The organism is Arthrobacter sp. R1-13, assembly GCF_054161475.1.
Genome location: NZ_CP096420.1, coordinates 1203063 through 1216800 on the forward strand (window position 1 = coordinate 1203063; position 13738 = coordinate 1216800).

Annotated in this window: 15 protein-coding genes; 10 read left to right on the top strand and 5 right to left on the bottom strand. The window is 62.1% G+C overall.

Features of this window, described 5'->3' with window-relative positions:
* Positions 1-85: 85 nt before the first annotated feature.
* The 5 genes from M1D88_RS05600 to M1D88_RS05620 all read left to right on the top strand — a co-directional run bounded on the left by M1D88_RS05600 (position 86) and on the right by M1D88_RS05620 (position 4498).
* Positions 86-664, top strand: a complete 579-nt coding sequence (locus M1D88_RS05600; RefSeq protein ID WP_458113581.1) for a hypothetical protein — start codon at positions 86-88, stop codon at positions 662-664.
* Positions 665-674: 10 nt separating this feature from the next.
* Positions 675-1508, top strand: coding sequence for an exodeoxyribonuclease III (locus tag M1D88_RS05605; protein ID WP_458113582.1), 834 nt, complete (start codon positions 675-677; stop codon positions 1506-1508).
* Positions 1509-1526: 18 nt separating this feature from the next.
* Positions 1527-2627 carry a tryptophan--tRNA ligase gene (gene trpS, locus M1D88_RS05610; protein WP_458113583.1) on the top strand — a complete coding sequence of 367 codons (1101 nt, stop codon included), beginning with the start codon at positions 1527-1529 and terminating at the stop codon, positions 2625-2627.
* Between the two features lie 205 nt (positions 2628-2832).
* Entirely contained in the window at positions 2833-3381 is a 549-nt protein-coding gene (locus M1D88_RS05615; protein WP_458114438.1) for a 2'-5' RNA ligase family protein, read from the top strand.
* Complete coding sequence (locus M1D88_RS05620; protein ID WP_458113584.1) at positions 3326-4498, top strand: YihY/virulence factor BrkB family protein; 1173 nt, start codon at positions 3326-3328, stop codon at positions 4496-4498. Before M1D88_RS05615 ends, M1D88_RS05620 begins: the two co-directional genes overlap by 56 nt.
* Here M1D88_RS05620 and M1D88_RS05625 read toward each other — a convergent pair.
* From M1D88_RS05625 to sdhC, 5 genes are all read right to left on the bottom strand, one after another.
* Positions 4455-5225 carry an alpha/beta hydrolase family protein gene (locus M1D88_RS05625; RefSeq protein ID WP_458113585.1) on the bottom strand — a complete coding sequence of 257 codons (771 nt, stop codon included), beginning with the start codon at positions 5223-5225 and terminating at the stop codon, positions 4455-4457. The two genes, M1D88_RS05620 and M1D88_RS05625, sit on opposite strands and share 44 nt — an antisense overlap.
* Positions 5226-5334: 109 nt before the next feature.
* Complete coding sequence (locus M1D88_RS05630) at positions 5335-6117, bottom strand: succinate dehydrogenase iron-sulfur subunit (protein WP_458113586.1); 783 nt, start codon at positions 6115-6117, stop codon at positions 5335-5337.
* Between the two features lies 1 nt (position 6118).
* On the bottom strand, positions 6119-7924 hold the full coding sequence (gene sdhA / locus M1D88_RS05635) for a succinate dehydrogenase flavoprotein subunit (RefSeq protein ID WP_458113587.1): 1806 nt from the start codon (positions 7922-7924) through the stop codon (positions 6119-6121).
* A gap of 114 nt (positions 7925-8038) precedes the next feature.
* Positions 8039-8533, bottom strand: coding sequence for a succinate dehydrogenase hydrophobic membrane anchor subunit (locus M1D88_RS05640; RefSeq protein ID WP_309106176.1), 495 nt, complete (start codon positions 8531-8533; stop codon positions 8039-8041).
* 3 nt (positions 8534-8536) lie between these two features.
* On the bottom strand, positions 8537-8872 hold the full coding sequence (sdhC, locus tag M1D88_RS05645; protein WP_458114439.1) for a succinate dehydrogenase, cytochrome b556 subunit: 336 nt from the start codon (positions 8870-8872) through the stop codon (positions 8537-8539).
* 301 nt (positions 8873-9173) lie between these two features.
* On the opposite strand from sdhC, the gene M1D88_RS05650 reads away from it, so the two are divergent.
* The 5 genes from M1D88_RS05650 (at position 9174) to M1D88_RS05670 (ending at position 13647) form a co-directional block, all read left to right on the top strand.
* Positions 9174-10307 carry a mannose-1-phosphate guanylyltransferase gene (locus M1D88_RS05650; protein ID WP_458113588.1) on the top strand — a complete coding sequence of 378 codons (1134 nt, stop codon included), beginning with the start codon at positions 9174-9176 and terminating at the stop codon, positions 10305-10307.
* 110 nt (positions 10308-10417) lie between these two features.
* Positions 10418-11617 carry an amidohydrolase gene (locus M1D88_RS05655; protein WP_458113589.1) on the top strand — a complete coding sequence of 400 codons (1200 nt, stop codon included), beginning with the start codon at positions 10418-10420 and terminating at the stop codon, positions 11615-11617.
* Between the two features lie 118 nt (positions 11618-11735).
* A complete protein-coding gene (locus M1D88_RS05660) occupies positions 11736-12170 on the top strand; it encodes a MarR family winged helix-turn-helix transcriptional regulator (RefSeq protein WP_458114440.1) in 435 nt (144 codons plus the stop codon).
* A 32-nt stretch (positions 12171-12202) separates the two neighbouring features.
* A complete protein-coding gene (locus tag M1D88_RS05665) occupies positions 12203-12634 on the top strand; it encodes an organic hydroperoxide resistance protein (protein WP_458113590.1) in 432 nt (143 codons plus the stop codon).
* On the top strand, positions 12631-13647 hold the full coding sequence (locus tag M1D88_RS05670; protein WP_458113591.1) for an NADP-dependent oxidoreductase: 1017 nt from the start codon (positions 12631-12633) through the stop codon (positions 13645-13647). The genes M1D88_RS05665 and M1D88_RS05670 overlap by 4 nt, the downstream gene beginning before the upstream one ends.
* Positions 13648-13738 lie beyond the last annotated feature (91 nt).

Sequence of the window (13738 nt, forward strand, 5' to 3'; positions counted from 1 at the left end):
CCTCAAGTTGTCCTGAAGCCGTTGGTCCGTTCGCCCGCGGTGGAAGCGGGCATGGAGCCACTGTTGCGTTTGCCATACTTGGTGTATGCGATCTCTGGGCAATCCCGCGTCCCCCTCCCAACCAGGTAACTCCAAACCGGCCAAGCGCGGGTTCAGTATGTTCCGCATCAGCGGACTGGGGATGACGGTTTTCATCATCGCCTTCCTGGTCGCTGTTATTTTCGCAGCAAACCAGAACGACGTCGTGGGCTGGGTTATCGCCATCATCGCCTTCTTCTGGCTGGCCTTGGCGGCCTTCGTGGTCCTCAGCATCCAAAGGGCGGCCAAAAAGGCGGGGGCAAAAATCACAGAGGCGCAGAACGCGTTTAACTCCGCCGCGGGCCTGGCGCCTTCACCGTCCAGCTCCGGCCGCGGTGGAACACGTCTGGTGGCCGAGCGCAGCAATGCCGATGAGGTGCGGGACCTGAAGCTGGATCACTCCTTCAAGATCGTTCAGGTTCAGGTGCGTGTGGTGGAGAAAGAGCGGGAAAAGGGTGCAGCCGCTGATCAGGACACCATTGGCCGTGCCTTGGAGACAATCGAGATCACAGCCACCAATGCAAGGGACATGATCAAGTCCTCGGGCGGTAACGACCAGCCCGTCAGCGGAACCATCATCGACTAGAGTAGTGCGGGTGACCTCGGCTTTGAAGAAGGATTACCTTCGTATCGCATCAGTAAACGTCAACGGACTACGTGCTGCCTATAAGAAGGGCATGTCCGCATGGCTGGAGCCCCGCGAGGTCGACATCCTTTGCCTCCAGGAAGTCCGCGCGCCGGACGCCGTCGTGCGGGAACTCCTCGGCGAGGGCTGGCACATCCTGCATGCTGAAGCCGAGGCCAAAGGCCGTGCCGGTGTCGCGATCGCTTCCCGCACGGAGCCTGTGGCCACGCGTTCAGGTATCGGGGACGATTACTTCGCTACCACCGGCCGCTGGGTTGAGGCGGACTTCTACGTGACCGATACGGCAGGCCAAACGGCGCAGCTGACCGTCGCCAGTGCCTACGTACATTCAGGCGAGGCCGGCACACCCAAGCAGGACGACAAGTACCGTTTTCTGGACGTCATGAGCACCCGACTTCCGGAGCTGGCCAAGCACAGCGACCACGCTTTGGTGGTGGGCGATCTGAACGTCGGACACACCGAACTGGACATCAGGAACTGGAAGGGCAACGTAAAGCGTGCCGGCTTCCTGCCTGAAGAGCGCGCTTACTTTGACCGTTTTTTTGGTGAGGAAATCGGATGGAGGGATGTCCACAGGGGCCTGGCAGGAAATGTTGATGGCCCCTACACCTGGTGGTCACAGCGGGGTAAGGCCTTCGACGCGGACACAGGCTGGCGCATCGACTACCACATGGCTACTCCCGGCCTCGCCGCCGCAGCATTTTCGGCGGTTGTGGACAGGGCCGCTTCATGGGACACCCGTTTCTCCGACCATGCACCGCTGGTAGTGGACTACCGGCTCTAACCCTTAAGGCTTCTCCGAATGACCTCTCCTTCCACCGTGACCAACCCCGGGGCCTCCGCCCAGCCCTTGCCTTCTGCTGACGGTCAACGGAAAACGGCGGCGCGGCACCGCATCCTTTCGGGAATGCAGCCTTCGGCTGATTCCCTGCACCTGGGCAACTACCTCGGCGCGCTGGTCAACTGGGTCCGGATGCAGGATGAATACGACGCCGTGTTCTTCATTCCGGATCTTCACGCCATCACCATCCCGTACGACCCCGCGGAACTTGCCCGACGGACCCGCATTACGGCCGCCCAGTACATTGCCGGCGGCGTCGATGTGGAAAAGTGCACGCTGTTTGTCCAGTCCCAGGTGCCCGAGCATGCCCAGCTTGCCTGGGTGCTGAATTGCATCACGGGCTTCGGCGAGGCTTCGCGGATGACCCAGTTCAAGGACAAGTCGCTGCGGCACGGCTCGGACCAGGCCAACGTGGGGCTGTTTACCTACCCCGTGCTTCAGGCGGCGGACATCCTGCTCTATCAGCCGCACGGTGTTCCGGTAGGCGAGGACCAGCGCCAGCACGTGGAACTCAGCCGCGACCTCGCTAACCGCTTCAACACCCGCTTCGGCGAAACGTTTACGGTGCCCGAACCCTTCATCCAGAAGGCTTCGGCAAAGATCTATGACCTCCAGAACCCGACAGCCAAGATGTCCAAGTCGGCTGAGTCTCCTGCCGGCCTCATCAACCTCCTGGACGAGCCCAAGCTCATAGCCAAGAGGATCAAGTCGGCAGTCACGGATGCCGAAACCGAGATCCGGTTTGACCGGGAAACGAAGCCCGGCGTTTCAAACCTCCTGACTATCTACTCCTCGATCACCGGCCAGAGCGTGGAAGCACTCGTTGAGGCCTACCAGGGCAAAATGTACGGCCATCTGAAGGTCGATCTGGCCGAGGTTGTCACCGAGCATCTGTCACCCATCAGGGAGCGCGCCAACGAGTTGCTCGGGGATCCGGCTGAACTCGATCGCCTGCTGGCCCACGGCGCAGACAAGGCACGGGCCATCGCGGGTGCCACTCTGCAGGATGTTTACACCAAGGTGGGTTTCCTGCCGTACGCCGGAGCCAAAGGAGTCCGCTAACCCGATGGCCGCTGCGAGTAAAGTCTCATCAAACCAAGTCTCCAACACCACAGGACGTGGCGCGGGAAAGTCAGTTGATGACGCTGTGACCCGGAAGAACGCGCAAGGGCGACTTTCGGCGCAGCGTGACGTTGAAGCGCAGCGGGGCCGTTCGACACAGCGTGACCTTGAAGCACAGCGTGATCTTGATACACCGACGGAAGGCATGAGCGTCGGGGTCATCCTGGGCTTTCCGCCGGACATCGCATTGGAATTGCAGCAGTGGCGGGCATCGTTTGGCGACCCCATGGCTGATGTGGTCCCGGCGCACATCACGCTGGTCACCACCACACTGACGGACGACTGGGAAGCGACGCTGAGCCATGTCCGGGAAGTGGCAAGGAACCAGGAACCTTTCACCGTCAGCATCGCCGGAACCGGGTCCTTCCGCCCCGTCTCCCCGGTGGTGTTCCTCAACGTGGAGGACGGGTTCGGGGCTTGTGTGGATCTCCATGAAAGGCTCCAGACCGGCCCTCTTGAGCGTGACCTTCCTTTTGCCTACCACCCGCATGTGACCATCGCCCACGATGTCGCCCCCGAGAGCCTCGACGAGGCCGAAACGGTGTTGAAGGACTACAAGGCCACCTTCCCTGTGGTTAGCATGGGACTCTACGAGCACGACACCAACGGCATCTGGCAGCTACGGGAAGAGTTGGATTTTGGTATCGAAACTGACCACCCCCGAGGGGCTGACAGCTCAGCGCGGTCCCGCTGACCCGACCCCCGCTGACAGGCCCCTGCCCACTAACCTGGCCCAGCTGCAGCTGGAGATTATCCGCAGGAAGCTCGAGTGGGGCAAAACCCGCCGTGCTGGCGGCGGCGCCCTCAAATCCCTGACGGCGATGGTCCAGTGGCTCGTCGCCCGGCTCAACGCCCTTCGCCCCGTACGGGCCATGCAGCAGTACAACCTTCAGCGCGGACCACTCCTGAGCGCCGGTATTGGCTTCAACATGTTCTTTTCCATCACTGGTCTCCTCACTACGGGCTTTTCCATTGCAGGCCTGCTGCTGCGCGGTCAGCCTGTGCTCCTGGACAGAATCGTCAGCAGTGTATCGGCTGCCGCTCCTGGACTGTTGACAAGGGAGGGCAGGGAAGGCCTGGTGGCCCCGGAGGAACTGCTAAACCCTGACGGGCTGGGATGGACAGCCGTCATAGCCGCCGTAGTAACAGTGGTGACGTCCCTCCGCTGGATTGGCGGCATGCGCGGCGGCTTGCGCATAATCCATGAGTTGCCTCCGCTGACGATGAATCCTGTGCTCCTCAAACTCAAAGAGGCAGGAATACTTCTGCTGCTCGGTGTTGCGCTTGTAGTCAGCGCCGGCGCATCCCTGGTCTTCGGCACTGCTGCCGGCTGGGTGACGGAGCAGTTCCGGCTCGACACGCTGCTCTCCGGGCCGCTGACCACCTCCATTAAGATCGGCGTGCCGCTGGTGCTGGCGTGGGTCACGGCCGTCATCATGTTCCGATTGGCAGGCGGGTTGCGGCTGTCCCGCCGGGCGCTGCTGGAGGGAACCATCCTTGCGGCGCTGGGAACCGGTGTCCTGCAGATCTTCAGCACGGAATTGCTCGCAAGCGCCGGCCGGAACCCGATCCTGGCCCCGTTCGCGATCATTATCGGCTTGTTGATCTGGTTCAACCTGGTCAGCCAGGTGTATCTGATGGCTGCAGCCTGGTCCAAGGTACGCGAGGAGGACCTCAAAAGGGCGCCCGCCGGAAAAATAACAGGCTGGGGCCCCCGCCGGGTGCAGCCCGGCAAAACACCGGTCGATCCGGAGCGTGCGCTGGAGGCTACCGTCCGGCGTCGAGGTACTGATCAGCCCAGGCAGAAATAATCCTGCCTGCACGCGCCGCCTGCCCCTTGCCTGTGAGCAGGTGGTCGCTGCCTTCCAGGGAGACGAAGCTGCGGGGGTGCCGTGCCGTCTGGAAGATGGTGCTGGCGTTTTCGATGCCCACGGTGTTGTCGGTGGGGGAGTGGAGGACCATCAGCGGCTTGTGCAGGCGCTTGATGCAGTCGGTAAGGTCGGCGTTTTCAAGATCCTCGACGAAGTGCCGGCGGATTTCCACCCGTTTGCCGCCGAGGTCCACTTCGGCGCTGCCTTCACTGAGGATCTTGTCCAGGGCAGCGTCAAAGACGTGGGCAACATGCTTCGGTGAGAATGGCGCCGCGACAGTAGCGACGGCGTCGAGCTCGGGAATGTGCTGGGCAGCGGCCAGCACGGCGGCACCACCAAAGGAGTGCCCCACCAGAATCGAAATGGTTTTTCCCTGTGCACGCATGAATTCGGCAGCACGGACCGTGTCAGCCACCTTGTGGCTGAAGGATCCTTCAGACCACAACCCCGCTGAATCGCCCAGTCCAAGGTTGTCGAAGCGGAGCATCCCCACGCCGTTATCTGCCAGGGCTTTGCACATCCGCGAGGCCGAAGGGCTGTCCTTGCCGAGCGTGAACCCATGCGAGAACACACCCCACCCTTTAACCTGGCCGTCGGGAACGTCGAGAATCCCGGACAGGATCTCGCCCGTTGTTCCCTCGAAGCTGATTTTCTCCGACCGTGACATCGCTTGCCTTTCAGTTCTGCTGAAACGACGACGGCGCCGGCCCACCGCTGGGGTGAGGGGCGCCGTCGTCGCTATAGAGCCTTGTTAGTAGACCTTGGTACTAAACGCGTCAGATCTTGCGGGACAGGATGGCCTGCTTGACCTCAGCGATTGCCTGCGTCACCTGGATGCCGCGGGGGCATGCCTCGGAACAGTTGAAGGTGGTGCGGCAGCGCCACACACCTTCCTTGTCATTGAGGATCTCCAGACGCATGTCGCCAGCGTCATCGCGTGAATCGAAGATGAAGCGGTGGGCGTTCACGATGGCAGCGGGGCCGAAGTACTGGCCGTCGGTCCAGAAGACGGGGCACGAGGACGTGCACGCGGCGCAGAGAATGCACTTGGTGGTGTCGTCGAACCGCTCGCGGTCTTCGGCGGACTGCAGGCGTTCCTTGGTGGGTTCGTGGCCTCTGTTGATGAGGAACGGCATGACCTCGCGGAAGGACTGGAAGAACGGTTCCATGTCCACGATGAGGTCCTTCTCCACCGGGAGGCCCTTGATGGGTTCCACCGTGATGGGCTTGGACGTGTCCAGGTCCTTCAGAAGCGTTTTGCAGGCGAGGCGGTTGCGGCCGTTGATGCGCATGGCATCTGAGCCACAAACACCATGGGCGCAGGAACGGCGGAAAGAAACGCTGCCGTCGATTTCCCACTTGATCTTGTGCAGGGCATCCAGCACACGGTCGGTCCCGTACATGGTGACCTTGAAGTCATCCCAGGTCGCTTCGGCGGAGACTTCGGGGTTGTAGCGGCGCACACGCATGGTGACGTCGAATGTGGGAATCTCTCCGCCACCTCCAACGTGCGCTGGCAGTTCGATCTTGGAGGCTGGCTCAGCAAGTTCAGCGGACATCTTAGTACTTCCTCACCATCGGCTCGTAGCGCGTGAAGACAACGGGCTTGGTGCCAAGCCTGATGCCGGCGATTGCCTCTGCGGAACCGGTTCCGTCCGCAGGTGCGTGCTCGTCCTTGTACGCCATTGAGTGCTTCATGAATTTGTCGTCGTCGCGCTCGGGGAAGTCCTCGCGGAAGTGACCGCCACGGGATTCTTCCCGGTGGAGGGCAGCCACGGTCATCACCTTGGCGAGTTCCAGCAGGAAGCCAAGCTCCACGGCTTCCAAAAGATCCAGGTTAAACCGCTTGCCCTTGTCCTGGACGCTGATGCGCTTGTACCGCTCCTCGAAGGACGCGATGTCCCGCAGAACCTGGTTCAACGTTTCGGCGGTCCGGAACACCTGCATGTTGGCGTCCATGGTGTCCTGCAGCTCCTTGCGGATCACAGCCACCTTCTCGTCACCGGTCCCGTTGCGGGCGATGTTCAGCAGCTCGATCGTGTACGCCTCCGGATCCTCCGGGAGCTCAACGAAGTCTGCTGTCTTGGCATATTCCGCAGCGGCGATGCCGGCACGCTTGCCGAAGACGTTGATGTCCAGCAGGGAGTTGGTGCCGAGGCGGTTCGAGCCGTGCACCGACACGCAGGCAACCTCGCCCGCGGCGTACAGGCCGGGAACCACGGTGTCGTTGTCCTGCAGGACTTCCGTGGTGATGTTGGTGGGAATGCCGCCCATGGCGTAGTGCGCCGTCGGGAAAACCGGAACCGGTTCGGTGTAGGGCTCCACACCGAGGTAGGTGCGGGCGAATTCGGTGATATCCGGCAGCTTGGCGTCGATGTGCGCCGGTTCAAGGTGCGTCAGGTCAAGGAGCACGTAGTCCTTGTTCGGACCGCAACCGCGCCCTTCACGGACCTCGTTGGCCATGGAACGGGCCACAATGTCACGCGGGGCAAGGTCCTTGATGGTGGGGGCGTATCGCTCCATGAAGCGTTCACCCTCCGAGTTTCGCAGGATGGCGCCTTCGCCACGGGCGGCCTCCGAGAGGAGAATGCCGAGGCCCGCGAGGCCTGTCGGGTGGAACTGGAAGAACTCCATGTCCTCCAGGGGGATTCCGCGGCGGAAGGCGATGCCCATGCCGTCACCGGTGAGGGTGTGGGCGTTGGAGGTGGTCTTGAACACCTTGCCGGCGCCGCCGGAAGCGAACACCACGGACTTGGCCTGGAATACGTGCAGCTCACCGGAGGCGAGGTCGTAAGAGACGACGCCGGCCACGCGCTTCTGCTTGTACGGCGTGCCATCCTCACGGAGGGCGTCTTCTTCGACGGTCAGGAGGTCAAGGACGTAGTACTCGTTGTAGAACTCAACGTTGTGCTTGACGCAGTTTTGGTACAGGGTCTGGAGGATCATGTGCCCTGTGCGGTCAGCTGCGTAGCACGCGCGGCGGACGGGAGCCTTGCCGTGATCGCGGGTGTGGCCACCGAACCTGCGCTGGTCAATCCGGCCCTCAGGGGTGCGGTTGAACGGCAGGCCCATCTTTTCCAGGTCCAGGACGGCGTCAATCGCTTCCTTCGCCATAACCTCGGCGGCATCCTGGTCAACCAGGTAGTCACCGCCCTTAATGGTGTCGAAGGTGTGCCACTCCCAGTTGTCTTCCTCGACATTGGCCAAGGCCGCACACATGCCACCCTGCGCTGCACCGGTGTGCGAGCGGGTGGGGTAGAGCTTGGTCAATACTGCTGTTCGCGCACGCTGACCGGATTCGATCGCTGCGCGCATGCCAGCACCACCGGCACCGACGATAACGACGTCGTACTTATGGACCTGCATACCAGACGCTCTTTCTCTCAAAATTCGCTATAAAGCACGGGCCGGCGGAGCCTGCACCGTAAAACCTGAAACGTGAAATCACTGCCAGCGCCAATGCAGGCAGTAGGGCAGCCCCTAGACTGCGGGGCAGAAGCCACCCTGCAACGGGACGCCGTCGATCATGGGGCACGGGTTGAACGTAAAGATCACCAGGGTGCCCAGGATGATGATGACGGTGGTGGCGGCGTAGAGGACCATCTTCAGCCAGAAGCGGGTGGAGTCCTTTTCCGCGTAGTCATTAATGATGGTGCGGACGCCGTTGGTGCCGTGAAGCATGGCAAGCCACAGCATGGCAAGGTCCCAGACCTGCCAGAACGGGTCCGCCCACTTGCCGGCAACGAAACCGAAGTCGACGGCCTTGATGCCCTCGCCCACGAGCAGGTTGACGAAAAGGTGCCCAAAGATCAGGACAACAAGGACAACGCCGGAGAGCCGCATGAAAAGCCAAGCGAACATTTCAAAGTTGCCGCGGGAGCCGCCTGTTCGGCGGTATTGCGGAGCAACGACGCCGGCAGCAGGCTTGCCACTGATCTGGCCGCTGCGTGGGGGCTGGATCTCTGTTGCAGACATGGCTTAGTGACCTCCGAAGGCGAGGGAAAGGTGGCGGATGGAGAAGGCCACCATGGTGACAACCCAGAGAGCCAGGACAGTCCACAGCATCTGGCGCTGGTACTTGGCACCCTTCTTCCAGAAGTCAACGGCGATGATCCGCAGGCCGTTGAAGGCGTGGAACACAATTGCTGCGACGAGGCCCGTTTCACCCACGGCCATCAGCGGGTTCTTGTAGGCAGCGATCACATGGTTGTAGGCCTCGGGGGACACGCGCACCAGTGAGGTGTCCAGGACATGGACCAACAAGAAGAAAAAGATCACTACACCGGTAATACGGTGTCCTACCCAGGACCACATGCCTTCACGGCCGCGGTACAAGGTGCCAGCTGGTTTTGTCGGCACTGAATAAACCTCCCTGCAACACAGCGGCGCTGGCGTGGGATCCACGCGGGGGGAACGCCTGCTGCGAGAGCACTCGTAGCTCGGGCCTAAATCTAGGCTTCGCTCACAGCTTATTCAATTTAGGCCCTCCTTGGTGGCCAGTAACAGCGCGGATTTCACGAAATGATGAGACAAATGCCACATAATGAGGGGTTGCGCAGGCTTACAAGCAGGGTGCGCGGGTTGCCCTGAGGCGCTTCCGCTAAAGTAGGCCGTGATGAGAGACGACAATGTGACAAACCAGAATTCACCGTTGGACCGTTTTATTGCGGTGATTCCGGCCGGCGGAGTGGGGACCCGCCTTTGGCCCCTGTCACGGGCAGCAGCTCCGAAATTCCTCCACGACCTCACGGGATCCGGCAGCACGCTGCTCCGTGCCACCTACGATCGCTTGGAGCCGCTGGCCGGTAAGCAGGTCCTGGTAGTTACTGGAACAGCGCACCGGACGGCTGTCTGCAGCCAACTGCCCGAACTGCACGACAGCGACCTCGTGCTCGAAAGCGAACCCAAGGATTCTGCCGCAGCCATCGGCCTGGCCGCAGCCATCCTGCACCAGCGGGATCCGGACACCATCATGGGATCCTTCGCCGCGGATCACGTCATCAGCCCTGACGACCTCTTTCAGGACACAGTCCGGCAGGCAATCCACACCGCCGCGGCCGGCAAGATCGTCACCATCGGTATCAAACCAACCCACCCGTCCACCGGCTTCGGCTACATCCGCTCCGGACGTAACCTGGCTGTTCCGTTGGCACCCAGCGCCCAGGCGGTAGTGGAGTTTGTGGAAAAGCCCAGCGAAGAAGTGGCTCAGCAGTATGTGGACAGCGGTGATTACGTCTGGAATGCGGGCATGTTCGTCGCTCCGGTCGCCCTCATGCTCAAGCACCTCGAGGCCAACCAGCCCGAACTTTTCAAGGGCCTGCTGGAAATCGCCCAGGCCTGGGATGGTCCGGAACGTGACGAAGTGACGGCACGGGTCTGGCCGTCACTTCCGAAGATCGCCATTGACTATGCCGTGGCTGAACCTGCCGCGGCGGCCGGGGACGTCGCCGTCGTGCCTGGTCTGTTCCGCTGGGACGACGTCGGAGACTTCGCCTCGGTGGGAAGGCTGAACAGCGCAAAGGAAGTACATGATGTCACCGTCCTCGGCGAAGGCGCCCGGGTGTTCACGGAGAATGCCTCTGGGGTGGTGGTCTCGGATACCAAGCGCGTCATTGCCCTGATCGGCATCAAGGACGTGGTCATCGTGGACACTCCCGATGCCTTGCTGGTGACCACCAAGGAGCACTCCCAGCGCGTCAAGGCTGCTGTTGACGCGCTCAAGGCGAGCGGCGACACCGACGTCCTCTGACGGCCTTCTCTGCCGGCTTCTCCGTCGGCTAAGACCGGCTAAAACCGGCTGTAACCGTAACGGGCCGACGGCGATGCCGCTATTCTTTGTACGCTCGCTAGAGTTATTGCGTGCGCAATTACACTACTGAAGCTGAGCCCACCGACCTGGTGGGGCCATGGCTGGAGTCTCTCCTGCCGGAACTGATCGAATTCCGGCGTGACCTCCATGCGCACCCGGAGCTGTCGTTCAAGGAGTTCCGCACCACCGACAAGCTCGTGGAGCGGCTCGAAGCAGCAGGGCTCAAACCGCGCAGGCTTGAGGGTACCGGGCTCACCGTTGATGTCGGCGATGGGCCCATTGCGACGGCCCTGCGCGGGGACATCGATGCCTTGCCGATCATTGAGGAAACAGGCCTCCCGTTCGCCTCCAAGAACCACGGTGTGACGCACGCCTGTGGCCATGACGTGCACACTGCCACCATGCTCGGGATTGCACTCGTGCTGCACCGGATGCATCTTGAGTCGCCGCTGCGTGGTTCTGTCCGCATCGTCTTCCAGCCGGCGGAAGAGACCATGCCCGGGGGTGCCCACTCGTGCATCGAGCAGGGCGTGCTCGACGGCGTGCCGCGCATCCTTGCGCTTCACTGTGATCCCCGGATCGACGTCGGCAAGATCGGCACACGGATCGGCGCCATCACGTCAGCCTCGGACACCATCAAGATCACCCTTAGTGGCAGGGGAGGGCATACTTCCCGCCCGCACCTCACCGAAGACCTCGTGTTTGCCCTTTCTCAGATCGCCGTCAACGTACCCGCGGTCCTGTCGCGGCGCGTTGATGTTCGTAGCGGGGTCTCAGTTGTCTGGGGCCAGATTTCAGCAGGCTCGGCGCCCAATGCCATTCCGGCCAACGGCTTCATGGCCGGCACCATGCGCTGCCTGGACCGCGACGCGTGGAAGAGCGCCGGCGAACTCCTGGATGAGATTGTCCACGAGATTGCCGCTCCCTATGGGGTTGAGGTCCACCTCGAGCACACCCGTGGGGTCCCGCCCGTGGTCAACTCCGAACACGAAACGGCCCTGATCGAAGCCGCCGCGCGTGCCGAAATCGGCGAAGGCGCCGTTGTGCTCACACCGCAGTCGATGGGCGGGGAGGACTTCGCCTGGTTCCTGGCCGAGCGTCCGGGCGCAATGATGCGGCTAGGCACCAAGACCCCCGGCGGGGAAGAATACGATCTCCACCGCGGCGACTACATCCTGGACGAGCGGGCCCTCGCCTACGGCATCCAGGTGCTCACTGCTGCAGCGCTCCGCACCATCCGCGACCTATAGTCACTTCAGCGCGGACTGGCAGCATCTGCTGCCAGTCCGCGCTTTCCTTTAGTGGTGGTTTGGTGGTTCTTCCGGTAATTGAGTTGTGCACAATCTAATTGTGGGCTACCGTTACGGCATGACCGATGCTCCCAGACTCAACCGCCAGCTGTGCTTCGCCCTTTACTCGGCGTCAAAAGCAGCCACTGCCGTTTACCGGCCCATCCTGGAGGAACTGGGGCTCACTTACCCGCAGTACCTCGTGATGCTGGTGTTATGGGAGAACGAGCCGCGGAGCGTCCGGGAACTGGGGGAGGAGCTCGGCCTGGATTCGGGAACACTTTCACCGCTTCTGAAACGGCTTGAGTCGCTTGAGCTGGTGGAGCGCCGCCGGTCAGCCCTTGACGAGCGCCGGATGGAAATTACGCTGACCGACGCCGGCAGGAACCTCAGCGCGAAGGCAGCCGGGATTCCCCAGCACCTTGCAGATGCCGCCAAGCTCTCTGCCGCTGAGCTGGAACAGCTGCGCGCAACCTTGGACAGGCTGACCTCTGCCCTCCACGGTCATCTCTGAGAATTAACCACCCACAACAGATCGGGTACCACATGAAGACTCTTTACACTGCAGAAGCACTGGCGTCGGGCGAAGGCCGTGAAGGCAGTGCCCGCAGCAAGGACGGCAAGCTGGACGTTACTCTGGCCGCCCCGGTGGAGCTCGGAGGCGACGGCCAGGGGACCAACCCTGAGCAACTGTTCGCCGCCGGCTACGCCGCATGCTTCCACTCCGCACTGCGCACTGTTGGCCGTAAATACCGCGCCGACCTGACCGATTCCGCCGTTGCAGCGAGGATTCACATCGGCGCACTGGAGCACGGACCCGGCTACGGCCTCGCCGCCGAACTCGAAATCGCCCTTCCCGCACTGGATCTTGCAACGGCAGAGGAGCTGGTTGCCAAAGCACATCAGATCTGCCCGTATTCCAATGCCACGCGCGGCAACATCAACGTCGACATCAAGATCCTGGAGGTGGCCGCATGAGCCAGGAAACCGTCACAACCACCCGTGTCATCCAGCTGGCATCCCGGCCCTCAGGCCGTCCCGTGCCGGAGAACTTCCGTCTTGCAGAAGCCGCCGTCCCGCAATTGGCAGACGGCGAGGTGCTGGTGCGGAACCTTTTCATCTCCGTGGACCCCTACATGCGTGGCCGCATGAATGACGTCAAGTCCTACTCGGCACCGTTCGCGGTGGGGGAAGCGCTCGACGGCGGAGCAGTAGGCGAGGTCATCGCGTCCCGGTCCTCTGACCGGAAGGTGGGGGACGTCGTCGTGCATTCACTGGGCTGGCGTGAACACTCTGTTGCGGCGGCGGGCTCCACGACGATTGCCCGCACTGACTTGGCCCCCTCCTCCGCATTCCTTGGCGCCCTCGGGATGACTGGCCTGACTGCGTACGCGGGGCTGTTAAAGGTAGCCGAGTTCAAGGAGGGCGATGCTGTTTTCGTTTCCGGCGCTGCAGGGGCGGTGGGCTCCCTCGTTGGCCAGATAGCCAAAGCAATGGGCGCCTCCCGCGTCATCGGTTCGGCCGGCTCCAAGGAAAAAGTGGACAGGCTGCTTGAACTTGGGTTCGATGCCGCCTTCAACTACAACGACGGCCCGGTGAAAGACCAGCTCAAGGAAGCGGCCGGCGAGGCCGGGATCGACGTGTACTTCGACAATGTGGGCGGCGAGCACCTTGAGGCCGCGTTGTCCGTCCTGAACATCGGCGGACGGGTGGCGATGTGCGGCGCGATTGCCCAGTACAACGCCACCGAGCCAACCCCTGCCCCGCACAACCTGATGCTGGCCATCGGAAAGCAGCTCACTTTGAGGGGATTCCTGGTAGGCGGCCAGCGGCAGCATTCAGCCGAATTTGCCGGCAGGATGGCCGGCTGGCTGGCCGACGGCGCCGTCCGTTATGACGAGACGATAGTGGACGGACTGGAGAACGCGCCGCAGGCATTTATGGATCTCCTTGACGGTGCAAACACCGGGAAAATGCTCGTACGCCTGTAGGTTCCCCCCGTTGACGTTCAGGGACCGGCGTCATGTGACTTGCACTCACCCCTACCCGTAGGTAACAAGTTCTCAACGATATGCCGATATG